Origin of the sequence: Arthrobacter sp. Cr_A7 (assembly GCF_029222765.1) — a bacterium.
Lineage (GTDB): Bacteria > Actinomycetota > Actinomycetes > Actinomycetales > Micrococcaceae > Arthrobacter.
This window is the reverse complement of record NZ_JARHXQ010000210.1, coordinates 1-23,043: the sequence shown is the minus strand read 5'-3', so window position 1 is coordinate 23,043 and position 23,043 is coordinate 1. Positions and strand designations below refer to the sequence as shown.

Genomic DNA, 23,043 nt, shown 5'->3' with positions numbered 1-23,043 from the left:
CGTCGTTGAGCCGCCCGGACCGGCTAGTGGATCAGGGCTAGCAGGATTCCAACGGCCACAAACAGCACGCCAAACACTTTGCTGAGGAGCAACTGTCCACGGCTGGTCTGGGTAAAACGCTGGAAGGACCTGGCTGTGGCGGCGAAGAAGAACCACATCACCAGGATGTCGATGCCCACAATGGTGGCGGTGAGCACCGCATACTGCGCGAAGAGGGGCTGTTCGGGCCGGATGAACTGCGGCATGAACGCGAGGAAGAAGACGATGGCCTTTGGGTTGAGCAGGTTGACCCACAACCCGCGCCGGAAGATCGACCAGGCCGGCTCGTTCCGCAGGGCCTCAGCCTTGTCCTCTTCAATGTCCGGCTTGCTGAGGAACTGCCGGACCCCCAGGTACACGAGGTACGCGGCGCCTGCATAGCGGATCACGTTGAAAGCGACCGGGGAGCTGGCAACCAGCACGCCCACGCCCAGGGCCACGATCACCACGTGGACCACCAGGGCTGCCTGCTGCCCAAGGATTCCCCACATCGAGCGCCGGAAACCGGCGTTCAGCGAGTTGCTCATGGTGTTGATGGCCCCTGCCCCCGGGGTGAAGCTGATCAGGGCGCCGGCGCCGGCCAGAGCCAGCCAAAGGGAAAATTGCACCTCACAATCCTACGCGGCGCACGTGCGTCTACAGCCGTCACCGCAATGTGGTCATTTGGAGGCGTGAATTTCCAGGTAAGTCACCCGAAAGGTCAGCCGCATTTCCCGTGCTTTGAATGCACCCAATGGTCCATTGTGCACGGCAGGCCCAGGCGATAGCGGTCAAAATAGTAGTGGGGTCCGTTCGACATGTACCCGGCATCATCGAGGCCGAAATGTCCGATCATGACGAATCCACGGTGAAGGGCCAGTTCCCGCAACTCCTCCGCTTCTAGGAGGACCGGTTCATGGATGTCAGCGCACTCCGGCCAGCACCCGGCATGTGCGATCGCAAAGTACCGCGTCGAGTCCTGATCCAAATGACCCAGGATGGTGTCGTAATGGGGTTTGAGCCTCCCGTCGAATTGGCAGCTGACAAGCGCAATGTCTCCAAACTGCATGTCGGCGTCCAGCTCAATCAGGACGAGCCGGGGTAGGAGTTCGCCAGCGGGAGCTATCAGCAGACGTGCAAGGAACTCGAGGTCGAAGCCTGCTTGGATGATCATGCTTCGATGCTATGGACCCGGAGTTGCAGGCGGGAGTACAAGCACAGGCTATGTGGACAAGGACTTATGCCCGGGCGATGACCTCGCCGTTGGGGATCAGGAACCAGCCGTCATCCGTGGAGCCCCAGCGGTGCCAGCCCGCCGAAATGCGGGCCAGGTCTGCAGCGTTCGCGAAGCCGTACTCCAGCGCCTGCTCGGCGAAGGCGGAGTGAAGTACCCGCTCGCCCCAGACGCGCGCCTGCCAGCGGCGCTGCTGGCCAGTGGCGTAAAGCCAGTTGCTGCTGGTGGGGGCGACGTCCGTGAAGCCCGCCGCCTGGGCCCAGCTGACCAGCCGCCGACCGGCGTCGGGCTCTGCTCCGTTCCGCCGCGCGATGCGCTGGTACAGGTCCATCCACTCGTCCAGTTCAGGGATGGCGGGATACCAGCTCATGCCGTGGAAATCGGCGTCCCGCACGGCAACGATGCCGCCAGGCTTGGCCACGCGGCGCATCTCCCGGAGAGCCTCAACCGGATCGGTAAGATGCTGCAGTACCTGGTGGGCGTGAACCACGTCGAAGGTCTCGTCCTCGAAGTCCAGGTCATAGATGTTGCCCGCCACAAACTCCACATTGGGCACCTCGCGCTCCACGGCGAGGGCCTGCGCCTGGGCGATGATGTCCGGTGAGCGGTCCAGGCCGGTGACTTTTCCGGGGCTGACAAGGGTGGCGAAATCGCAGGTGATGGTGCCCGGGCCGCAGCCGACGTCCAGGACGTCCGAGCCCGGTGTCAGGTGCGGCAGGACAAACGCGGCGGAATTCTCTGCGGTCCTGGCGGCATGGGCGCGAACCACCGATTCGTGGTGTCCGTGCGTGTAAACGTCGTCTTCAGGCTGCTGGGCACTCATAACCAAACGCTACCCCCAACCGGGATGCATTCAACGTCGCGAAAAGCGCGTTTGTCGCTACTCGCTGGATGTTTCGTCCCGCGCCGCCACCGTTGCTTCCACCATCGCCGTCATGAACCGGGAAACGGTCTCCAGTTCATCCTCGGAGAAGCTGGCCATGGCGGTCCCCATGTGGCGTGCGAGCGGGCCGAAGATGGCGCCGCCCTCCTGGTATGCCTTGGGCGTCATCTTGAGCTGGACCTGCCTCCGGTCCGAGGTGCCGCGCTCGCGGACCACGTGGCCCGCGCTGTCCAGCCTGTCGATCAAGGCGGTGGTGGCCGGCGAGCTGAGGTGCAGCTCCTTGCGGAGGATGCCGGGCGTGACCACGCTGCCCTTGGCCGTGTGCCGCATGATGACGGCCAGGGCGTTCAGGTCCGTCCGGTGCATGTCTTTCCGGCCCCCGGCCGCATCGACGTATCGGTTGGCTTCGATCGTGAAGTCCTGAAGGAGCCGGACCAGGGGGTGGGGGCCGCCATTGGGTACGGGGCCTGCGGGAGGAGCCTGCACGCCGGAGGGTTCCTTGCCTGCCATGCCCACCTCCTCCATTCTTCGTCACTCACCCGCACCGGATCTGCCGGACCGTCCTGACGGATATTACTTCAGCAGCCCGGCGCCCCGCGTACCGGTGAAGCACAAAACAAAAGCTTGACTGGCACTTATCTCCATTATGGAGATACTCTGTTGTGGAACAAGTCTACGCCCCTGTCCCCTCCGGAAGGCATCATGAAACATCACACCACTGGCAAGGAACGTGTCCCGTTCTGGCTGCGCTGGCTCCTCCCTGTCATCCTGGTGCTCACCTGGCTTGCGATCGCGGGCGTGGGCGGACCCACCTTTGGACGGCTGGAGGAAGTGTCCTCGAATGACCAGGCCTCGTTCCTGCCGGCAAGTGCCGAGGCAACGGCTGCGCAGGACTGGCAGGCGAGGTTCCGGGATTCGGACGAGGTTCCCGGCGTCATCGTTATTGAAAGTGGCGCACCTTTCACCCCGGCCCAGTTGGGCGAAGTGGCCGGCCTTCGGACGGAACTGGAAGAGTTGAAACTGGGCAGCGCCGTCGTCGGGCCTATTCCGTCCGAAGACGGCAAAGCGGTCCAGTTCATCGTCCCGGTGAATGAATCGACGGAAATCAAGGAAGCCGTCCAGGAGCTGCGGGACGCGGTGGCTGAAGCGGCGCCTGCCGGGATGCAGACCTTCGTTACCGGCCCCGCAGGCCTGGCGGCTGACCTCACCGCGGCGTTCGCCGGCATTGACGGGATCCTGCTGCTGGTGGCGCTGGCCGCAGTGTTCGTGATCCTGCTGGTGGTTTACCGCTCCCTGCTGCTGCCCATCATGGTCCTCCTGACGTCCGTCTTTGCGCTGTGCGCCGCCATCCTCCTGGTCTTCGGAATGGCCAAGGCCGGCTGGATCCAGCTGAACGGCCAGAGCCAGGGCATCCTCTCCATCCTGGTGATCGGCGCCGCCACGGACTATGCCCTGCTGTATGTGGCGCGCTTCCGCGAGGCGCTGACACACACCACCAACCGCACTGGGGCCGTCCTGACAGCCTGGAAAGCATCCTTCGAGCCCATCCTGGCCTCGGGCGCCACGGTGATCATTGCCCTGCTGTGCCTCCTCTTCTCGGACCTCAACTCCAACAAGGCGCTCGGTCCCGTGGCCGCGGCGGGCATCCTCTGCTCGCTGTTCGCCGCGCTGACCCTCCTGCCCGCCCTGATGGCGCTCCTGGGCCGCGCAGCCTTCTGGCCCTTCCGCCCCAAGCTGGTGCCCGCCGAGGAGCGTGAACCGGAACTGGTCACGGGGCTGGAAGGCCAAAAGGGGCTGTGGCGCGCCACCGGCTCCCTGGTGTCGCGGAGGCCGCGGACTATCTGGGTTGCCTCGGTCCTGTTGCTCGTGGCGGCCTCGGCCGGCGTCCTGCAGCTCAAGGCCAACGGCGTGCCGCAGACGGACGTCATCCTCTCCGCCTCCAATGCTGTTGACGGCCAGGACGCCCTGGCGCGCCACTTCGACGCCGGCAGCGGCAGCCCCGCCGTCGTGGTGGCGGACCAGGGCAAGGCCCAGGAGGTCCTCAGCAGCGTGAAGGCGGCCGACGGCGTGGGCGATGCCTATCTGTTGGCTGAGGGCAGTGTGCCCATCACCGGGGCCCCGGGCACTCCCAGCGAGCCGGACGTCCGCGAGGGCAGGGTGCTGATCAATGCCACCCTGAGCTCTGCCGCTGATTCACTGGAAGCCGAGGAAGCCGTCAAGGCCCTCCGCAACGACGTTAAGGCCGTGGACCCCGGGGCGCTGGTGGGTGGCGTCACGGCCACCGCATTGGACACCAACACCACGGCCCAGCGCGACCTGGTGATCATCATCCCAGTGGTCCTGGTGGTGATCCTCTTCATCCTGATGCTGCTGCTGCGCTCGGTGGTGGCCCCGGTCCTGCTGGTGCTCTCCGTGGTGCTGTCCTACGCCGCGGCCATGGGTGTGTCAGCCTTGGTCTTCAACAACATCCTGGGCTTCCCCGGCGCCGACGCCACCGTTCCGCTGTTCGGTTTTGTGTTCCTGGTGGCGCTGGGCGTGGACTACAACATCTTCCTGATGAGCCGGGTCCGCGAGGAGTCCCTGAAGCACGGCACCCGCCCCGGCATCCTCCGCGGCCTGGGCGTCACCGGCGGGGTCATCACCTCGGCCGGTGTGGTGCTGGCCGCGACGTTCGCCGCTTTGGGGGTCATCCCCATCATGTTCCTGGTGCAGCTGGCCTTCATTGTGGCTTTCGGCGTGCTGCTGGACACCGTGCTGGTGCGTTCTCTGCTGGTGCCTGCCCTGGCCTACGACATCGGCCCGAAGATCTGGTGGCCGAGCAAGCTGGGGCGGCCGGAGGCGGATACTGCTGCGCGTTCCGGCGCAGGAACCAGCCCGGAGACGGACCTGGAAGGTGCTGGCCGCCGGTAAAGCCGCGGGGCTTTGCGGAAGGCCGTTTCCGGGCCCTGTTGACCGGGTCCGCTGCTCGATAAACTGCGGATGTGCCCGTATGGACGCGGAACTCGAAGGAGAGATGCCACATGAGCGAATACGACGCCTATGAGGAGCCCCGCCAGGGCAGCCCTGCCCCGGGCCTGGAAGGCGAAGGCGGGGACTACGGCGATACCGGCTCCGTGGAAAGCCCCACTGAGAACCTTGCGGACGGAGAATATCCGGACGGGGATTACGGACCTGCAGGTACCGTGGGCTCCGCACGCCAGGAGGATTCCATTCGGGAGCGGCTCACGGACGGCCAGGTCAACACCACGACCGAAGAGCGTGGCCCCCTGCACGGCGACGGAAACGTCGAAAGGTAACCCCTGGTGCACTGACGCGCGCCCGCAGCAGCCCGACGGGGGTTCTCCCGTAGCGAAACCGGAGAGCCGCCGTCGGCCTTTTTTTGGCGTAAAACCGCGGCATTCCAAGGAATGCAAAGACGCTCCGCCCTCCTGCAAGAACAGAAGTTGAGCGTACTCCACTCAACTTTGGTTGACATCGGAAGCGCCCTGAGTAAAGTTGAGTGCAGAACGCTCAATATCAGGGCGCCAGCAAGTTTCCAAGGAAAGAAGGAAGCAACACATGTCACGTGCAGTAGGTATCGACCTCGGAACCACAAACTCCGTCGTCTCCGTTCTCGAAGGTGGCGAGCCCACCGTTATTGCCAACGCCGAGGGTGGCCGCACCACGCCGTCCGTCGTTGCATTCTCCAAGTCCGGCGAGGTCCTGGTTGGCGAAATCGCCAAGCGCCAGGCCGTCAACAACATCGACCGCACCATCGCCTCGGTCAAGCGCCACATGGGCACTGACTGGAAGGTGGACATCGACGGCAAGAAGTACACCCCGCAGGAAATCTCCGCGCGTACGCTCATGAAGCTGAAGAACGACGCCGAGTCCTACCTGGGCGAAAAGGTCACCGACGCTGTGATCACCGTTCCCGCGTACTTCAACGACGCCGAGCGCCAGGCCACCAAGGAAGCCGGCGAAATCGCAGGCCTGAACGTCCTGCGCATCGTCAACGAGCCCACCGCCGCAGCACTCGCCTACGGCCTGGACAAGGGCAAGGAAGACGAACTCATCCTGGTCTTCGACCTCGGCGGCGGTACCTTCGACGTCTCCCTGCTCGAAGTCGGCAAGGACGAGGACAACTTCTCCACCATCCAGGTCCGCGCCACCGCAGGTGACAACCGCCTGGGCGGCGACGACTGGGACAACCGCGTCGTTGAGTACCTGCTGAACCAGCTGAAGGTCAAGGGCATCGACCTCTCCAAGGACAAGATCGCCCTGCAGCGCCTCCGCGAAGCTGCCGAGCAGGCCAAGAAGGAACTGTCTTCCTCCACCAGCACCAACGTCTCCCTCCAGTACCTGTCCGTCACCCCCGACGGCCCGGTCCACCTGGACGAGCAGCTGACCCGCGCCAAGTTCCAGGACCTCACCAAGGACCTGCTGGAGCGCACCAAGAAGCCGTTCCACGACGTGATCAAGGAAGCCGGCATCAAGCTCTCCGACATCAACCACATCGTGCTCGTGGGTGGCTCCACGCGTATGCCCGCAGTCTCCGAGCTGGTCAAGGAACTCGCCGGCGGCAAGGAGCCCAACAAGGGTGTGAACCCGGATGAGGTTGTGGCTGTTGGCGCAGCCCTGCAGGCCGGTGTGCTGAAGGGTGAGCGCAAGGACGTCCTGCTGATCGACGTCACCCCGCTGTCCCTCGGTATTGAAACCAAGGGTGGCGTAATGACGCACCTGATCGAGCGCAACACCGCGATCCCCACCAAGCGGTCCGAGACCTTCACCACCGCTGACGACAACCAGCCGTCCGTGGCCATCCAGGTCTTCCAGGGCGAGCGTGAGTTCACCCGCGACAACAAGCCGCTGGGCACGTTCGAGCTGACCGGCATCGCGCCGGCTCCGCGCGGCGTCCCGCAGGTTGAGGTCACCTTCGACATCGACGCCAACGGCATCGTCCACGTCTCCGCGAAGGACAAGGGCACCGGTAAGGAACAGTCCATGACCATCACCGGCGGCACCGCGCTCTCCAAGGAGGACATCGACCGCATGGTCCGTGACGCCGAGGAGCACGCAGCCGAGGACAAGGCCCGCCGCGAGGCAACCGACACCCGCAACAGCGCCGAGCAGCTCGCCTACTCCGTGGACAAGCTGATCGCCGACAACGCTGACAAGCTGCCCGAAGAGGTCAAGACCGAGGTCCAGGGCGACGTCGACGACCTCAAGAAGGCCCTCGAAGGCACCGACGACGCCGCAGTGAAGTCCGCTTTCGAGAAGCTGCAGGCTTCGCAGGGCAAGCTGGGCGAGGCCATCTACGCCCAGGCCGGTTCGCCGGACGGCGCCACCGGTGCCGCAGGCGCCGAAGGTGCAGCCGGTTCCGAAGGTTCCAAGGCTGACGAGGACATCGTCGACGCCGAGATCATCGACGAAGACGAAGCGAAGAAGTAGCCATGCCGCACCACGGTAACGAGGAAGAGCACAACTCATCCACAAACCAGGAGCGCATGGGCCAGCAGGGCAACGCACAGGAACCGGTCATCCGGGACAACCGCAAGGTTGACCCGGTGACCGGCCAGGCCCGGCACCCGGAGGGCGGCCAGTCCGCCGCCGGCGCTTCGGCGGGTGAAACGGACTCCGACGGCGACGCGCTCGCCCAGGCCGAGGAGATCCTCAACGGCATCGACGTGCCGGCCGAGGAATCCGTGGCGCAAGGGGTTCCGGCAGGTTCAGCCACTGCCGAGGCAGCCGAGCTGAAGAACGACCTCCTCCGCCTGCAGGCCGAGTACGTCAACTACCGCAAGCGCGTTGAACGCGACCGTGCCGTGGCAGGGGAGATGGCCGTCATCGGCGTCCTGAATTCCCTGCTTCCGGTCCTGGACGACGTCGACGCCGCCCGGCAGCACGGCGACCTCACCGACGGGCCCTTCGCCGCGATCGCCACCAAGCTGGAGAACGCGCTGAAGACCTACGGCCTGGTCCGCATCGACGAGACCGGCGTGGAGTTCGATCCCACGATCCACGAGGCCCTGATCCAGCAGCCCGGCGACGACATCGAGGTTGACACCGTCAGCCAGGTGCTCCGCTCAGGCTACAAGTCAGGCGAACGCGTCCTCCGGGCCGCACAGGTGATCGTCGCAGTACCTGCGTAGTACTACTTCGGTGGTTGAGCTTGTCGAAACCAGATTTCGGTAAGCTCAACCACCGACCCATAACTTTTGAAAGGAAACGCCATTGGCTAGCCAGGATTGGGTGGACAAGGACTTTTACAAGATCCTTGGTGTTGCCAAGGACGCTTCCGACGCCGATATCAAGAAGGCTTACCGGAAGCTGGCCCGCGAGCACCACCCTGATACCAACTCGGGGAACACTGCTTCCGAGAAGAAGTTCAAAGACATCTCCGAGGCCTATTCGGTGCTCTCGGATCCCGACGAGCGCCAGCAGTACGACGCCATCCGCGCCATGGGCGGCGGTGCACGCTTCGCTCCCGGCGGTGCCGGCGGCGGCAACGGCGGGTTCGAGGACATGTTCGGCGGCCTGTTCACCGGCAACACCGGCCGGCACGCGGGCGGGTTCAACCCCTCCGCCGGCGGCATCCCGCCCGAGTTCGCCGACCTGTTCGGCGGCGGCTTCGGCCAGACCGGCTTCCAGCGGGCGCCTTCCAAGGGTGCCGACCGTACCGCGTCCACGAGCATCTCGTTCTCGGGCGCCATCCGCGGCACCACCATCGGCCTGCGGGAACCCAGCGGCGAGGTCATTGATGTCCGCGTGCCCGCCGGCATCAAGGACGGCCAGAAGATCCGCGTCCGCGGCAAGGGCCAGCCCGGCCCGGCCGGCAACGGCGACCTGGTGGTCACCGTGTCCGTTAAGCCGCACGAGTTTTACACCCGCGACGGCGACAACCTCCGCATCCACGTCCCCGTCACCTTCCCGGAGGCTGCCCTGGGCGCCGACATCGAGGTGCCCACCATCGATGGCGAAAAGGTGCGGGTCCGCGTTCCGGCCGGGACGCCGTCGGGCCGTACCCTGCGGGTCAAGGGCAAAGGCGTGAAGACGTCCAAGGCCACCGGCGACCTGCTGGTGACCATCGACGTCGCCGTACCCAAGAACCTCAATAAGGAAGCCGAAGCTGCGGTCAAGGCATTTGCCGAAGCCACGGCCGGTGCCGACGTCCGAGAGGGCCTGGCCGCCAAGGCCCGGTTGTAGGAGCGGAGGTGTTGCGTGGAGATCAATGCTGACCAGCCAATCTTCGTGATTTCGGTGGCGGCTGAGCTTGCGGACATGCACCCCCAGACGCTCCGCCAGTACGACCGGCTGGGCATCGTCTCGCCCAGCCGTGCGCCCGGAAAGTCCCGCCGCTACTCCCAGCGGGACGTCAACATGCTCCGCGAGGTGCAGCGGCTGTCGCAGGAAGGCGTCTCGCTGGAAGGGATCAAGCGCATCCTGGAACTCGAAAACCAGGTGGCCGCCCTCCAGCGGCGCGTCTCCGAACTTACGCAGGAACTCACGCGCCGCCCGCAGTCCTTCGATTCCCGCATCTTCGCCGCAGGCGCGGCCGGCGATGTGGTGAGCCTGGCCCGCGGCCAGCGTCCGCGGCCCCGCTCCCAGGCAGTGGTGCTCTGGCGGCCCCGGGCCATCGGGCAATAACTGGGAACAGGGCAATAAGTACCTGATATTGGTCACGGGTCGAAAATAGAGTACCCACTACTCGTGACCCTTCCACCCCCGGAAACTTCAATGGAACCACCGCTGGATCAGCAGTGGTTCCAAGTTTCTGGGGGTTTTCCATGTGTGGTTCCAACAAGGCCCGGCCATGAGCCCGGGGATGGAGGCGGTGTCCGCGTTCAGCGGCTCGGTCCCCGGCCAGCTCCTGCTCGCCATTGGGCAAACGATCGTGGTGGTGTGCGTCTGCTTCGACATGGTGCGGGCCCTGTCCGTCCCGAGGTCGCACCGGCGCTATGTGGCCAGCACCGTTTTCCGGACCCTGGCCATCCCGTCCATCATCGCCAACGGCCTGACGGTCCTCATCGCACTGGTGGTGGCATCCTGGATCGATGTGGTCATGGGCATGTTCGTGCTCATGGCCATCATCTTTCGGCTGCACCACGACAAGGACGAGGACAACTGGTGGAAGGGCAAGGGCAAGAAGCTCGCCCGGTGGGCCCGGCGGCAGTTTGCCGGCCGGACCGCCGCCGCCCCGGCGATGGGGTAATCCCGTCGCCGGGGCAGCACGCCGGTATTTGGCTTAGCCGTTGATGACCTGGGGTACGCCGAGGGCCTTGAGGCCTTCGACTCCGAATTCGAGGCCGTAGCCGGATTGCTTGGCGCCGCCGAAGGGGATGCGGGGGTCTACGGCGCCGTGTTTGTTGATCCACACGGTGCCGGCCTGGATGCGGGAGGCGACGTCGCGGGCGGCGGCGGGGTTGGAAGACCAGACGGAGGCGCCGAGGCCGACGTCGAGCCCGTTGGCTTTTTCCACTGCTTCGTCGATGGTGCTGTAGCGGATGATGGGCAGGGCGGGGCCGAACTGTTCTTCGGTGACGAGCGGGTTGTTGTTGTCGATGTCGGCCACGAGGGTGGTGGGGTAGAAGTAGCCGGGCTGGTTCGTGTCCGGGTTTCCGCCCAGGAGGACGCGGGCGCCGGAGTCCTTGGCGGCCTCCACGAGGTTCGCGACGACGTCGTACTGTGCTTTGTTCTGCAGGGGGCCCAGGACGTTGTTCTCGTCGAGGCCGTTGCCCATGGGCATGGCCGCAGCGACGGCGGTGAGTTCTTCGCAGACGGCGTCGTAGATGTCGTTGTGGACGTAGAGGCGTTTGAGGGCGGCGCAGGTTTGGCCGGTGTTGAGGAAGGCGCCCCAGAAGATGTCTTCGGCGATGGCTTTGGGGTCGGCGTCGGGCAGGACGATGCCGGCGTCGTTGCCGCCGAGTTCCAGGGTGAGGCGTTTGACGGTGTCGGCGGAGGATTTGATGATGGCGCGGCCGGCGGCGGTGGAGCCGGTGAACATGATTTTGCCGATGGCGGGGTGGTTGGTGAGGCGGGCGCCGACTTCCCGGCCGCAGGAGACTACCGACAGGATGCCGTCGGGGAGTTCTTCGTTGAGGACCTTGACCAGGGCCAGGACGGAGAGCGGGGTGTTGCCGGATGGCTTGACCACGACGGCGTTGCCCATCCGCAGGGCCGGGGCAATCTGCCAGATGGCGATCATCATGGGCCAGTTCCAGGGACCGATCGCGCCCACAACGCCGATGGGCTTGTAGTGCAGCTCCGCATAGGTCTGGCCGTCATCAACAAGAGTTTCAGGCTCAAGGGGCAGCCCGGCCGTGGCGCGCAGCCACGCGACGCAGGCGCCCACCTCGAAGCGGGCGTTCGGACCGTTCAACGGCTTGCCCTGCTCACGGGAGAGCAGCTGGGCGAGTTCTTCGGCGGAGCGTTCGACGGCGTCGGCGGCCTTGAGGAGCGCGGCGGATCGGGCGTCGTGCCCCAACGCAGCCCATGCCGGCTGCGTCTCGACGGCGGTGGCGACGGCCTGCTCGAGGTATTCGAGGCTGTGGATGGGGGCCTCACCTACCGCTTCACCCGTGGCCGGGTCCAGGATGGTCCGGGTGGGGCCGGACGTGGGGGTGATGGACGCTAGGAGTGCATCGTAGGTTTCCAAGGTTTACTCCACTTCGAGTAGGCAAGAGCGCCGGCCGGACGGCCTGGCGGGTTGCTTCCCAGTCTGGCCGAGCTTGCCGCGCGTCTCTTGTCTATGTGTGCAGGACCGTTGACGTTGAAGGAACGGTCACGCGCGTTGCTCAGCACCTGCGTCACGCAGGGCACCGTTTTGCGGGACGACCGACGGCGGGTCCCGGTTTCCCGGGGGTCCCGCGATTGCGGTGCATCAAAAGCGTGCCGTGCGTGACGTCGGTGTTTGCGTTGACCGGAGTCAGCCCGCGTAGGGGTCTGCGATGCCGATGTATTGGGTGGTGGTGTATTCGGCGATGCCTTCTGACCCGCCTTCGCGGCCGAGGCCTGATTGTTTGACGCCGCCGAAGGGTGCGGCGGCGTTGGAGATGACGCCTGCGTTGAACCCGACCATGCCGAATTCGATCTGTTCGGCGACGCGCAGGAGTCGGTTGAAGTCGCGGCTGTAGAGGTAAGAGGCGAGGCCGTACTCGGAGGCGTTGGCCAGCCGGATAGCGTCCTCTTCGCTGGTGAAGGTGGTAACGGGGGCGACAGGCCCGAAGATTTCCTGGCCCAGGATCGCCGCGTTGTTGGGCACATCGGCGAGGACGGTGGGCTGGTAGAAGTAGCCGGGCCCGTCCACTGGTCCGCCGCCGGTGACGGCTGTTGCTCCGGCGTCGACGGCGGCAGCCACCAGGGCGTGGACGTCGTCGCGGGCTCCGGCGTCGATCAGCGGACCCACCTGGTTGGCGGGGTCGGTGCCTCGCCCGGTTGTGAGAGCGCTCATCGCGGCGGCGAACTTGCGGGTGAATTCCTGGGCGACGGATTCGTGGACGAGGAACCGGTTCGCTGCGGTGCAGGCTTCGCCCATGTTCCGCATCTTCGCAGCCATCGCCCCTTCGACGGCGGCGTCCAGGTCTGCGTCTTCGAAGACGATGAAGGGGGCGTTCCCGCCGAGTTCCATCGAGGTCCGGAGCACGTTCTGGGCGGCGTCGGCCATGAGGCGTTTGCCGACCGGGGTGGAGCCCGTGAAGGAGACCTTCCGGAGGCGGGAGTCCTTCAACAGCGGCCCGGAGATCCCGGAGGCGGATGAGGAGGCGACGACGTTGAGGACCCCGGCGGGCAGGCCGGCGTCGAGCATGGTCTGCGCGAAGTACTGCGCTGTCAGCGGGGTGAGTTTGGCGGGTTTGAGGACCATGGTGCACCCGGCGGCGACGGCGGGTGCGACTTTGCGGGTGGCCATCGCGAGCGGGAAGTTCCAGGGGGTGATGAGCAGGCAGGGCCCGACGGGTTTGTGCTGGACGAGGATCTTGTTCTTGCCCTCAGGAGACGTTAGGTAGCGGCCGTAGTCGCGGACGGTTTCTTCGGAGAACCAGCGGAGGAATTCGGCGCCGTAGGTGACTTCGCCGCGGGCTTCGGCCAGCGGCTTGCCCATTTCCAGGGTCATGAGCAGGGCAAAGTCCTCGGCACGCTCGGTGACCAGGTCAAAGGCGCGCCGGAGGATCTCGGCCCGCCCCCGGGGCGCGGTCCGCGCCCACGACGCCTGCGCAGCGTCGGCCGCGTCCAACGCCGCGACCGCATCGGCACTGGTTGCCGACGCGAGGGTGGCGAGCACCTCCCCGGTGGCCGGGTCGTGGACGTCGAACGTGCCGCCGTCGGATGCGTCGCGCCACTGCCCGCCAATCAAAAGGCCGGTTGGAACGGACGCAAGGAGTGCGGCTTCGCGCTCCCGTGAGATGGCAGGGGAAAGCGCGGGAGAAAGAGTCATGGTGCTCCTAGGGAAGTTCAGGGTTTCGACAGGCTCAACCACCGGTGGCGGGGTTACGGGCTCAACCACCGTTAGTAGCTGGCAGGGGTGTCGCCGTCGGCCTTCTGGATGTACTGCTTGGCAAGGGCTTCGGAGCCTCTTGCCAGGAGGGCGACGTCGGCGCCGACCAGGATGAAGTCTGCGCCGTGGTCCAGGTAGTGGCGGGCCGTGTCCGGGTTGAAGGCATTCACCCCGGCCGGCTTTCCGGCGGCTTTCGCGGCGGCGAGGCAGTGTTCGACGGCGGCGCGCACCTCAGGGTGTTCCTGCTGTCCCAGCAGGCCCATGGAGGCGGCGAGGTCGGAGGGCCCGACGAAGACGGCGTCCACGCCATCGACTTTCAGGATGTCCGCCACAGAGTCCACTGCCGCCGTCGACTCAATCTGGACGGTGACGCTGATGGTCTCGCCGGCCCGGGCCAGGTAATCCGGCACCCGGTTCCAGCGGGCGGCGCGGGCCAGGGCTGACCCCACTCCGCGAACGCCCACCGGCGGGTAGCGGGTGGCCGCCACGGCGGCCTCGGCCTCGGCGACGGAGTTGACCATGGGGATGAGGAGGTTCTGCACGCCGAGGTCCAGGTACTGCTTGATGATCACGGTGTCATTCACGGGCGGCCGGACCAGGGTGTGGACCGGGTAGCCGTGGATGGCCTGGAGCTGGGTGAGGACGGACTCGAGCCCGTTGGGGCTGTGCTCGGCGTCCACCAGCAGCCAGTCCAGGCCGGACCCCGCGCACAGTTCGGCAACCAGGGGGCTGCCGGAGCAGACCCACATCCCGGCCAGCGGGCGCTTGGCCTCACCCAAAGCGGACCGGAAGGTGTCCTCTATTCGAAGCGGCATGTGACACTCCCCAAAGGTCCGTAGTCAGCGTGAACGGTGTCACCCTTGTAGACCCAGAGCGGACGGGTGAAGGAGCCGGCGAGGATGATGTCACCGGCCTTCAGCGAATCGCCGTGGGCGGCAATCTTGTTGGCCAGCCAGTGCACTCCGTTAGCGGGGTGGTCCAGGACGCCGGCGGCCACGCCGGTCTCCTCCACGGTCTGGTTCTTATACAGGATGGCCGAGACCCAGCGGAGGTCCACGGCGTCCGGCTTCACCGGGTTGCCGCCGATCACCATGGCGCCCATGGCTGCGTTGTCGGAGATGGTGTCCACGATGGTCCGGCCCTCCATCTCGATCCTGGAATCGAGGATTTCCAGGGCCGGAACCACGTAGTCGGTGGCCTTCAGGACGTCGAAGATGGTGACACCGGGGCCCTTGAGACCGTCCTTCAGCACGAACGCGAGTTCCACCTCCACCCGGGGGTGGGTGTATTTGTCCCACTCCACCGAGCAGCCGGTCTCCAGCACCATGTCATCAAAAATGGCCCCATAGTCCGGCTCCGTGATGCCCGTGGCCGCCTGCATGGCCTTGGACGTGAGGCCGATCTTGCGCCCCACCAGGGTCCGGCCGGCCTCCTCGTTCCGGCGCCGCCACAACTGCTGGACGGCGTAGGAGTCCTCCACGGTCATGTCCGGGTACCGGGCAGTGAGCCGCGGTACGGGGGTGCGGGTGCGGCCGGCCTCCATCAGCTCGTCCGCGATGGCCTCGATCGTCCTGTCATCCAGCATGGCTACAGCTGCGCTCCCAGCTTGAAGCCGGTCCGGTCGTCTTCCGGGGCTCCGTCCTTGCGGGTGTAGGAGAAGCCGTCGGCGCCGACAGTGACCGCCATTTCGCTCTTTTCCTCCCGGACGATGACCGGCTGGGGATTGCCGTCCAGGTCCAGGACCAGGGATGCTTCGGTGTACCAGGACGGGACCACGGGGTTGCCCCACCAGTCGCGGCGCTGGTTGTCGTGGACGTCCCAGGTGATGGTGGGATTATCGGGGTCGCCGGTGTAGTAGTCCTGGGTGTAGATCTCGATGCGGTGGCCGTCCGGGTCCAGGATGTAGAGGTAGAAGGCGTTGGACACGCCGTGCCGGCCGGGACCGCGTTCGATCCGGTCGCTGATCCGCAGGGCGCCCATCTTGTCGCAGATCTGGATGATGTTGTGCTTCTCATGGGTGGCGAACGCGACGTGGTGCATGCGCGGGCCGTTCCCTCCGGTCAGGGCGGTGTCGTGCACGGTCTGCTTGCGGTGCATCCACGCGGCGTAGGTGACGCCGTCGGAGTCCTTGATGTCCTCGGAGACGCGGAAGCCGAGGTCTTCGAGGTAGGCGCGGCCGCGGGGGACGTCGGGGGTGACCTGGTTGAAGTGGTCCAGGCGGACCAGTTCACCGGCGGAGTAGAGGTCGTAGCGCTGGGTGAGGCGTTCCACGTGCTCCACCTCGTAGAAGAATTCGTACGGGAAGCCCAACGGGTCCTCGACGCGGACGGAGTCGCCGATGCCCTTGGTGAAGCCGTCCTTGCGCCGCTCAACGCGGCAGCCCAGCTCGCGGTAGTAGGCCTCGGCGGCGTCCACTTCGGCGGGGGACTTCACCCGGTAGGCGAACGCGGCGACGGCGGCGATGGGTCCCTTGCGGAGCACCAGGTTGTGGTGGATGAACTCCTCGAGGGAGCGCAGGTAAATGGCGTTCTCGTCTTCCTCGGTGACGTGCAGGCCCAGGACGTCAACGTAGAACTCGCGGGACTTGGCGAGGTCGGTAACCACGATTTCCATGTAGGCGCAGCGGACGATGTCCGGTGCCGGGACGGATGGGGTGGGGACGAAGTTGGTCATGATGGTCTCTCTTCTTTGAGCAGGTTCTTCAGTAATTAAGGGGTTTAGCCTTCGTTGGCCGCGGAGGTTTCGATGCTGCCGAACTTGGGAGTGTGGACGGTGCCGAGGGTGATGTGCACGGCCTGCTGGTCGGTGTAGAAGTCGATGGAGCGGTAGCCGCCCTCGTGGCCCAGGCCCGAGGCTTTGACGCCGCCGAACGGGGTGCGGAGGTCGCGGACGTTGTGGCTGTTCAGCCACACCATGCCGGCTTCGACGTTCTGCGAGAAGTTGTGGGCCCGGGTGAGGTTCTGGGTCCAGATGTAGGCGGCGAGGCCGTATTTGGTGTTGTTGGCCAGGGCGAGGGCCTCGTCGTCGTTCTCGAACGGGGTGATGGCCACGACGGGTCCGAAGATTTCCTCCTGGAAGATCCGGGCGTCGGGGGCGACGTCGGCGAACACCGTGGGTGCGATGTAGTTGCCTTCGGGCAGGTGGTCGGGGCGGCCGCCGCCGGCCAGGAGCCGGCCTTCGGACTTGCCGATTTCCACGTAGGAGGCCACCTTTTCGTAGTGCTCCGGGTGGACCAGGGCGCCCACCTGGGTCTTGGGATCGTGCGGGTCTCCGACCACGATGTTCCTTGCACGGGCGGCGTACTTTTCGCAGAACTCGTCATAGATGGCGCGCTCGACGAGGATGCGGGAGCCGGCCGTGCAGCGTTCGCCGTTGAGGGAGAAGACCCCGAACAGCGCCGAATCGATCGCGGCGTCCAGGTCGGCATCGGCGAACACGACACACGGGGACTTGCCGCCGAGCTCCATGGACAGGCCCTTGAGGTTGGCGGCCGCGTTCCGGAAGATCGTCTGGCCGGTGGTGGTCTCGCCGGTGAACGAGATCAGCGGCACGTCCGGGTGCTTGACCAGGGCGTCGCCGGCTTCCTCGCCCAGGCCGTTGACCAGGTTGAACACGCCGTCAGGGAGCCCGGCGTCCTTGAAGATGGTGGCCCACAGCGAGGCCGAGAGCGGGGTGAACTCGGCGGGCTTGAGGACCACGGTGTTGCCGGTGGCCAGGGCCGGGGCGAGCTTCCAGGATTCCAGCATGAAGGGGGTGTTCCACGGGGTGATCAGGCCGGCGACGCCGATCGGCTTGCGGTTCACGTAGTTGATCTGCGAGCCGGGGACCTTCATGGCGTCGTCGAACTGGGCCACGATCAGGTCCGCGAAGAAGCGGAAGTTCTCGGCAGCACGCAGGGCCTGGCCCTTGGCCTGGGTGATGGGCAGGCCGGTGTCGAAGGTTTCGAGTTCGGCGAGCCGGGCTTCCTGCGCCTCGACCGCGTCCGCGATCCTGTTCAGGATGCGGGCGCGTTCGCGGGGCTTCATCTTCGGCCAGGGGCCGTTCACGAACGCTTCGCGTGCGGCGTCAACGGCGAGGTCGATGTCCTCTTTCTGGCCGGCGGCGGCGGTGGCGTAGTTCCGGTTGGAGACCGGGTCCAGCACATCGAAGGTCTTGCCGCCCACGGAGTCAACGAACTGGCCGTTGATGTAGTGCTGGATGTGGGTGGGAAGATCCTGGGGCACGTAATGGGCGGTTGTTTCTGCTGCAGTGAACGTCATTGTTGTTTCCTTACTGCTTCTGAACGGGTGGGGAGTGTCAGATGGTTTTGGCCTGGGCGAGGTAGGCGTCCAGGGTGGCGGAGCGGTGGAGCCGGGCGGCTTTTTCGATGGCGTCGGCATCGGCGCCGGATTCGATCAGCTTCAGGAGTGCCTCGTGTTCGTCCACGGAATCGCGGGCGCGGCCGGGGACGAAACGGAAGGTGGAGGACCGCAGTGCTGCAAGCCGGTTCCAGCCGCGGTGGACGAGGTCCAGGATGTGCGGGTTGGGGCAGTGCTCAAACAGGACGCTGTGGAATTCCTGGTTGAGCTGGGTGAAGCGGACGGGATCAAAATGGTCCAGGCATTCGCGCATCTGCTCGTTCACGGCCCGGGCCCTGGCTATGGCCACAGCATCAATCAGGGGAGCCGACAATGCGGTGGCGGCGCCTTCCACGATGCTGAGGGTTTGCATGGTGTAGAGGTATTCGGTGGGATCGATCCCGGCCACCGTGGCACCCACGTTGCGTTCGAACGTCACCAGGCCTTCAGCCTCCAACCGGCGGATGGCTTCGCGGACCGGAACAACGCTGAACCCGAGGTCCTTGGCGATGGCGCCCAGGACCAGCCGGTAGCCGGGGGTGTAGGTGCCTTCCACAATGCGTGCCTTAACGGCCTGGTAGGCCTGTTCGGACTTGCTGCCGGCAGGGGCCGCAGCGGAAAACTCAGCCAACGTTTCAGTCATTCGCCGTGCCTGCCTTCCATTCCTCGTACCGGGCCTGCCACTCGGCGTTCATCGGGTAGAGGCCGTCCACGCTGTTGCCCTGCTTGACCATCTCGAAGATAAACGCTTCTTCCTGCTCCTGGGCGATGCAGTCGTCCACGAGTTCTTCGGCGATGGCCGGCGGGATCACCAGGATGCCGTCGGAGTCGGCCACAATGATGTCGCCGGGCTGGACGGTGGCGCCGCCGCAGGCGATGGTGATGTCCGTGTCCCACGGGATGTGGCGGCGGCCCAGCACGGCCGGGTGCGGGTTGGCGAAGTAGGTGGGCATGTCCAGGCCGGCCACGGCGGCGTAGTCGCGGACGCCGCCGTCGGTGATGATGGCAGCGGCGCCGCGGACCTGGGCGCGCAGGGCGAGGATGTCGCCCACGGTGCCGGTGCCCTTTTCGCCGCGGGCTTCCATGACCAGGATTTCGCCCTCGTTCACGGAGTCGATGGCTTTCTTTTGGGCGTTGAAGCCGCCGCCGTGGGTTTTGAACAGGTCCTCACGGTTGGGAACGTACCGCAGGGTCCGGGCCAGTCCCACCACGCGGCGGTCCGGCCGGGTGGCCTGCAGGCCGTCGATGCTCACGTTGTTAAGGCCGCGCTTGCGCATCTGGGAGGAGAGGGTGGCCGTGGCCACGCTCTCCAGCTTGGCCTTCAGCTCGGGGGTGAGGGTGCTGGCAGGGGCAGGAAGGCCAGCAGCCTCGCGTGAACCCCATGCCTCCTCACGCTGCACGTCATCAACCTTCGGTCCGGCACCAAAGTCAGCGAACGGCGTCGTGCCTTCCTCCACACGGGTGACCAGGCGACCCGTGGTGAGGCCGCCGGCGGAGACTTCCACTTCGAGGACGTCGCCGGGTTTGGCGACGGACGCGCCGGCGGGGGTGCCGGTAAGGATGATGTCACCCTCTTCGAGCGTCAGGAGCTGGGACAGGTCCGCCACCAGCCGGGCGAACGGGAAGAGCAGGTCTTCCGTGGTGTCGTCCTGGACCAGCTGGCCGTTATGCCAAGTGCGGATGCGCAGCTGGGTGGGGTCGACGGCGTCTGCCGGGATGAGTGCCGGGCCCACCGGCGTGAAGCCGTCACCGCCCTTGGACCGAAGGTTTGATCCCTTGTCCGCGTAGCGCAGGTCGTAGACGCCGAGGTCATTGCTGGCGGTGACGGCGGCAACGTGGCTCCAGGCGTCATCGATACCCACCCGGCGTGCGGCCTTGCCGATGACCAGCGCAATCTCGCCCTCATAGCCCAGCAGTTCGCAGCCCGCGGGGCGTTCGACGGCGCTCCCCGTCAGGGAGAGCGACGACGACGGCTTGAGGAAGTAGGAGGGCTGCGCCGGGGTGCGTCCCCGCTGGGCAGCACGGCTTGGGTAGTTGATGTGCACCGCGATCACCTTGCGTGCCGCAGCCAGGGTGTCGCCGTTGACCTGCTCCAAAACTGTCTCCCTTATCAGGTACGAAATCGTATACGATCACTTTCGCTCGATACCCGGCAGTTGTCAAGCCCTGCATTTCGGCCTTTTCCGGCGCTCTTGTCGTCTGCATCACAGGTGGCGTACAGTGATGCTCCAACAGCAGGTTTTCTCATATGGAAACCTCAGTTCTATTATCGAACACCTCTTGGCTTTCCCAGCCACACAACGAAGTGAGGACATCCCGTGCAGTTTCACCATCACGGTTACGTATCCGGAGACCCGCGGGTAAAGCCGGCCGCCGGCGTCGGACTCAACCGCCCCGATGAACTTCCGGACGAGGTTGACGTGCTGATCGTCGGCACAGGTCCTGCGGGAATGCTCGCCGCCGCGCAGCTGTCCATGTTCCCGAATGTCACCGCACGCATCATTGAGCGCCGTCCCGGACGGCTCGCGATCGGCCAGGCCGACGGTATCCAGGCGCGCAGCGTCGAGACTTTCCAGGCCTTCGGTTTTGCCGAACGGATCATCGCGGAGGCATACAGGATCACCGAGATGGCGTTCTGGAAGCCGGACCCCGCCAACCGCTCGAACATCATCCGGACGGCCCGCGCCGTGGATGATGAGATGGGCATCAGCGAGTTCCCGCACCTCATCGTCAACCAGGCCCGCGTGCTGGACTACTTCGCCGAATTCGCGGCCAACTCGCCTACGCGCCTGAAGCCCGACTACGGCTACGAGTTCCAGGGCCTGGAGGTTACGGAGCAGGGCGAGTACCCCGTGGCCGTGACGCTGCTCCACACCGCGGGCCCAAACGAAGGCCGGGAGCGGGTTGTCCGCGCCAAGTACGTGGTGGGGGCCGACGGCGCCAGGAGCAAAGTGCGCGCGGCAATCGGCTGCACCCTCGCCGGCGACCAGGCCAACCACGCCTGGGGCGTGATGGACACCCTCGCCGTGACCGACTTCCCCGATATCCGCACCAAATGCGCCATCCAGGGCGAAAAAGGCAGCATCCTGCTGATCCCCCGGGAAGGCGGCCACCTGTTCCGCATGTATGTGGACCTTGGCGAGGTGGACCCGGCCACGCACCACGCCGTGCGCAACACCAGCATCGAACAGATCATCGACAAAGCCAACGAGATCCTCCACCCCTACACCCTGGACGTGCGGAACGTGGCGTGGCACAGCGTCTACGAGGTGGGGCACCGGCTTACAGACAGGTTCGACGACGTCCTGCCGGAGGACCGCGGCACCCGCACGCCGCGCGTCTTCATTACCGGCGACGCCTGCCATACCCACAGCGCAAAAGCCGGCCAGGGCATGAACGTGTCCATGCAGGACGGCTTCAACATCGCCTGGAAACTGGGGCACGTCCTCGAAGGCCGCAGCCCGGAGAGCCTGTTGTCCACCTACTCGGCGGAGCGCCAGGTGGTGGCCAAGAACCTGATCGACTTCGACAAGGAATGGTCCACCATGATGGCCAAGAAGCCCGAGGAGTTCGAAAACCCCTCGGACCTCGAGGACTTCTACGTGCGCACTGCCGAATTCCCGGCCGGCTTCATGACCGAATATGCGCCGTCCATGCTGGTGGCACCCGCCAAGCACCAGGGCCTGGCCACCGGCTTCCCGGTGGGCAAGCGCTTCAAGTCCGCGCCCGTCGTGCGCGTCGGTGATACCAACCCGCTCCACCTCGGCCACCACGCCACAGCCGACGGCCGCTGGCGCATCTACGTCTTCGCAGACGCCGCACCGGCAGGCGGGCAATCAGGTGTGGCGGACTTCGCCGAGTGGATCGCCAACTCGCCGGACTCACCGCTGGCCGCAACGCCGTCGGGCGCTGACCCCGACGCCTGGTTCGACGTGAAGGTGATCTACCAGCAGCCGCACACGGCCGTGGACATCGGACAGGTTCCCGCCGTCTTCAAACCGCAGGTGGGCCCGTTCAAACTGACCGATTACGAGAAGGTGTACGCCACCGATCCGTCCGCGGACATCTTTGAGCTGCGCGGCCTGGACCGCAACGGCGTGGTGGTGGTGGTCCGCCCGGACCAGTACGTGGCCAACGTCCTGCCGCTGACGGCGACGGCCGAACTCGGCGCGTTCTGCGCCCAGTTCCTGAAAACGCCGCTGGCGAAGCCGCGTCAGGCCGCCGCTGTCTGAGCCGTCCGGTACTCCGCGGCTGCGTACACGCCGAGGATCCGCACCTCGGTGGTAAAGAAGTCCAGTTCCTCGAGGGCCAGCTTCAGCGGCAGGTCCTCGGGGTGGCCTTCGACGTCCGCCATGAACATGGTGGCAGCGAATTCGTTCCCTACCATGTAGCTTTCCAGCCGCGTCATGTTCACGCCGTTGGTCGCGAAGCCGCCCAGCGCCTTGTACAGGGCGGAGGGGACGTTGCGGACGCGGAACACAAAGCTGGTGACTGCCGGTCCGGGAAGTTCGTCCCGGGCCGGCAGTTCCTTTTCGCGGGCCAAAACCACAAAGCGGGTGGTGTTGGAGGGGTCGTCCTCAACCCGTGAAGCAAGCACTTCCAGGCCGTAGATCTGGGCAGCCAGCGGGGGAGCGAGGGAGAGTTTCCGGGGATCGTTCCATTCGCTCACTTCCCGGGCCGAGCCTGCGGTGTCCCCGGCAATGACCGGCTTGAGCCCATGCTCGCGGATCAGCTTCCGGCACTGGCCCAAAGCGTGGATGTGGCTGTGCACCTCGGTGGCGTCCGCAATGGTGCTGCCGGGGATGCCCAGCAGGTCGAAGTGGATGGGCAGGAAGAACTCGCCCACGATCTGCAGGTTGGACTGTGGCAGCAGGATGTGGATGTCCGCCACGCGGCCCGCAATCGAGTTCTCGATGGGGATCATGGCCAGGTCCGCCTCGCCGCTGGCCACCAGTTCGAAGGCGTCCTCAAAGCTGGCGCACGGGACGCTTTCCAGCTCGGGGAACATCTGCTTGCACGCGATATTGGAGTTGGCGCCGGGCTCACCCTGGTACGCAATCTTCTGGGCCATGATCCGTATGGTTTCACGCCCCGCGCCTGC

The 23,043-nt window shown here is 65.7% G+C and carries 21 protein-coding genes; 8 read left to right on the top strand and 13 right to left on the bottom strand.

Annotation, left to right across the window (positions count from 1 at the left end; genetic code table 11):
• Nucleotides 1-23: 23 nt before the first annotated feature.
• The 4 genes from P2Q66_RS12470 to P2Q66_RS12455 form a co-directional block, all read right to left on the bottom strand.
• On the bottom strand, nt 24-647 hold the full coding sequence (locus tag P2Q66_RS12470; protein ID WP_079595356.1) for a LysE family transporter: 624 nt from the start codon (nt 645-647) through the stop codon (nt 24-26).
• Nucleotides 648-739: 92 nt separating this feature from the next.
• Nucleotides 740-1,192 (bottom strand): hypothetical protein, encoded by a 453-nt coding sequence (locus tag P2Q66_RS12465; protein ID WP_275728455.1) that lies wholly within the window; start codon nt 1,190-1,192, stop codon nt 740-742.
• Between the two features lie 64 nt (nt 1,193-1,256).
• Nucleotides 1,257-2,075, bottom strand: coding sequence for a methyltransferase domain-containing protein (locus P2Q66_RS12460; RefSeq protein ID WP_275728454.1), 819 nt, complete (start codon nt 2,073-2,075; stop codon nt 1,257-1,259).
• A gap of 57 nt (nt 2,076-2,132) precedes the next feature.
• Entirely contained in the window at nt 2,133-2,645 is a 513-nt protein-coding gene (locus P2Q66_RS12455; protein ID WP_275728453.1) for a MarR family transcriptional regulator, read from the bottom strand.
• A 192-nt stretch (nt 2,646-2,837) separates the two neighbouring features.
• Between P2Q66_RS12455 and P2Q66_RS12450 the strand changes: the two genes are divergently transcribed.
• The 7 genes from P2Q66_RS12450 to P2Q66_RS12420 all read left to right on the top strand — a co-directional run bounded on the left by P2Q66_RS12450 (nt 2,838) and on the right by P2Q66_RS12420 (nt 10,326).
• A complete protein-coding gene (locus tag P2Q66_RS12450) occupies nt 2,838-5,045 on the top strand; it encodes an efflux RND transporter permease subunit (RefSeq protein WP_275728452.1) in 2,208 nt (735 codons plus the stop codon).
• 110 nt (nt 5,046-5,155) lie between these two features.
• Complete coding sequence (locus P2Q66_RS12445; RefSeq protein WP_275728451.1) at nt 5,156-5,431, top strand: hypothetical protein; 276 nt, start codon at nt 5,156-5,158, stop codon at nt 5,429-5,431.
• Between the two features lie 262 nt (nt 5,432-5,693).
• Nucleotides 5,694-7,565 carry a molecular chaperone DnaK gene (gene dnaK / locus P2Q66_RS12440; RefSeq protein WP_079595350.1) on the top strand — a complete coding sequence of 624 codons (1,872 nt, stop codon included), beginning with the start codon at nt 5,694-5,696 and terminating at the stop codon, nt 7,563-7,565.
• A 2-nt stretch (nt 7,566-7,567) separates the two neighbouring features.
• On the top strand, nt 7,568-8,266 hold the full coding sequence (locus P2Q66_RS12435; protein WP_079595349.1) for a nucleotide exchange factor GrpE: 699 nt from the start codon (nt 7,568-7,570) through the stop codon (nt 8,264-8,266).
• An 82-nt stretch (nt 8,267-8,348) separates the two neighbouring features.
• The gene (locus P2Q66_RS12430) at nt 8,349-9,320 is read left to right on the top strand and encodes a DnaJ C-terminal domain-containing protein (RefSeq protein ID WP_181884713.1); all 972 of its coding nucleotides are present in this window, start codon (nt 8,349-8,351) and stop codon (nt 9,318-9,320) included.
• 15 nt (nt 9,321-9,335) lie between these two features.
• Nucleotides 9,336-9,761 (top strand): helix-turn-helix transcriptional regulator, encoded by a 426-nt coding sequence (locus P2Q66_RS12425; protein ID WP_275728450.1) that lies wholly within the window; start codon nt 9,336-9,338, stop codon nt 9,759-9,761.
• Nucleotides 9,762-9,939: 178 nt separating this feature from the next.
• On the top strand, nt 9,940-10,326 hold the full coding sequence (locus P2Q66_RS12420; protein ID WP_079595346.1) for a hypothetical protein: 387 nt from the start codon (nt 9,940-9,942) through the stop codon (nt 10,324-10,326).
• A gap of 33 nt (nt 10,327-10,359) precedes the next feature.
• Here the strand turns inward: P2Q66_RS12420 and P2Q66_RS12415 are convergent, their stop codons facing one another.
• The 8 genes from P2Q66_RS12415 to P2Q66_RS12380 form a co-directional block, all read right to left on the bottom strand.
• On the bottom strand, nt 10,360-11,769 hold the full coding sequence (locus P2Q66_RS12415) for an aldehyde dehydrogenase family protein (protein WP_275728449.1): 1,410 nt from the start codon (nt 11,767-11,769) through the stop codon (nt 10,360-10,362).
• 270 nt (nt 11,770-12,039) lie between these two features.
• On the bottom strand, nt 12,040-13,545 hold the full coding sequence (locus P2Q66_RS12410; RefSeq protein WP_275728448.1) for an NAD-dependent succinate-semialdehyde dehydrogenase: 1,506 nt from the start codon (nt 13,543-13,545) through the stop codon (nt 12,040-12,042).
• A gap of 71 nt (nt 13,546-13,616) precedes the next feature.
• Entirely contained in the window at nt 13,617-14,420 is an 804-nt protein-coding gene (locus P2Q66_RS12405) for an HpcH/HpaI aldolase/citrate lyase family protein (protein ID WP_275728447.1), read from the bottom strand.
• Nucleotides 14,405-15,190, bottom strand: coding sequence for a 2-oxo-hept-4-ene-1,7-dioate hydratase (gene hpaH, locus P2Q66_RS12400; RefSeq protein ID WP_275728446.1), 786 nt, complete (start codon nt 15,188-15,190; stop codon nt 14,405-14,407). The genes P2Q66_RS12405 and hpaH overlap by 16 nt, the downstream gene beginning before the upstream one ends.
• Nucleotides 15,191-15,192: 2 nt before the next feature.
• Nucleotides 15,193-16,278, bottom strand: coding sequence for a 3,4-dihydroxyphenylacetate 2,3-dioxygenase (hpaD, locus tag P2Q66_RS12395; protein ID WP_275728445.1), 1,086 nt, complete (start codon nt 16,276-16,278; stop codon nt 15,193-15,195).
• A 44-nt stretch (nt 16,279-16,322) separates the two neighbouring features.
• Nucleotides 16,323-17,864 carry a 5-carboxymethyl-2-hydroxymuconate semialdehyde dehydrogenase gene (gene hpaE / locus P2Q66_RS12390; RefSeq protein WP_275728444.1) on the bottom strand — a complete coding sequence of 514 codons (1,542 nt, stop codon included), beginning with the start codon at nt 17,862-17,864 and terminating at the stop codon, nt 16,323-16,325.
• 37 nt (nt 17,865-17,901) lie between these two features.
• Nucleotides 17,902-18,585, bottom strand: coding sequence for a GntR family transcriptional regulator (locus tag P2Q66_RS12385; protein WP_275728443.1), 684 nt, complete (start codon nt 18,583-18,585; stop codon nt 17,902-17,904).
• On the bottom strand, nt 18,578-20,038 hold the full coding sequence (locus P2Q66_RS12380) for a fumarylacetoacetate hydrolase family protein (protein WP_275728441.1): 1,461 nt from the start codon (nt 20,036-20,038) through the stop codon (nt 18,578-18,580). The genes P2Q66_RS12385 and P2Q66_RS12380 overlap by 8 nt, the downstream gene beginning before the upstream one ends.
• Nucleotides 20,039-20,260: 222 nt before the next feature.
• Between P2Q66_RS12380 and P2Q66_RS12375 the strand changes: the two genes are divergently transcribed.
• Nucleotides 20,261-22,174: an FAD-binding monooxygenase gene (locus P2Q66_RS12375; protein WP_275728439.1), complete on the top strand. Its 1,914-nt coding sequence runs from the start codon at nt 20,261-20,263 to the stop codon at nt 22,172-22,174.
• Here the strand turns inward: P2Q66_RS12375 and P2Q66_RS12370 are convergent.
• On the bottom strand, nt 22,156-23,013 hold the full coding sequence (locus P2Q66_RS12370) for a prephenate dehydratase (RefSeq protein WP_275728466.1): 858 nt from the start codon (nt 23,011-23,013) through the stop codon (nt 22,156-22,158). The two genes, P2Q66_RS12375 and P2Q66_RS12370, sit on opposite strands and share 19 nt — an antisense overlap.
• Nucleotides 23,014-23,043: the final 30 nt, after the last annotated feature.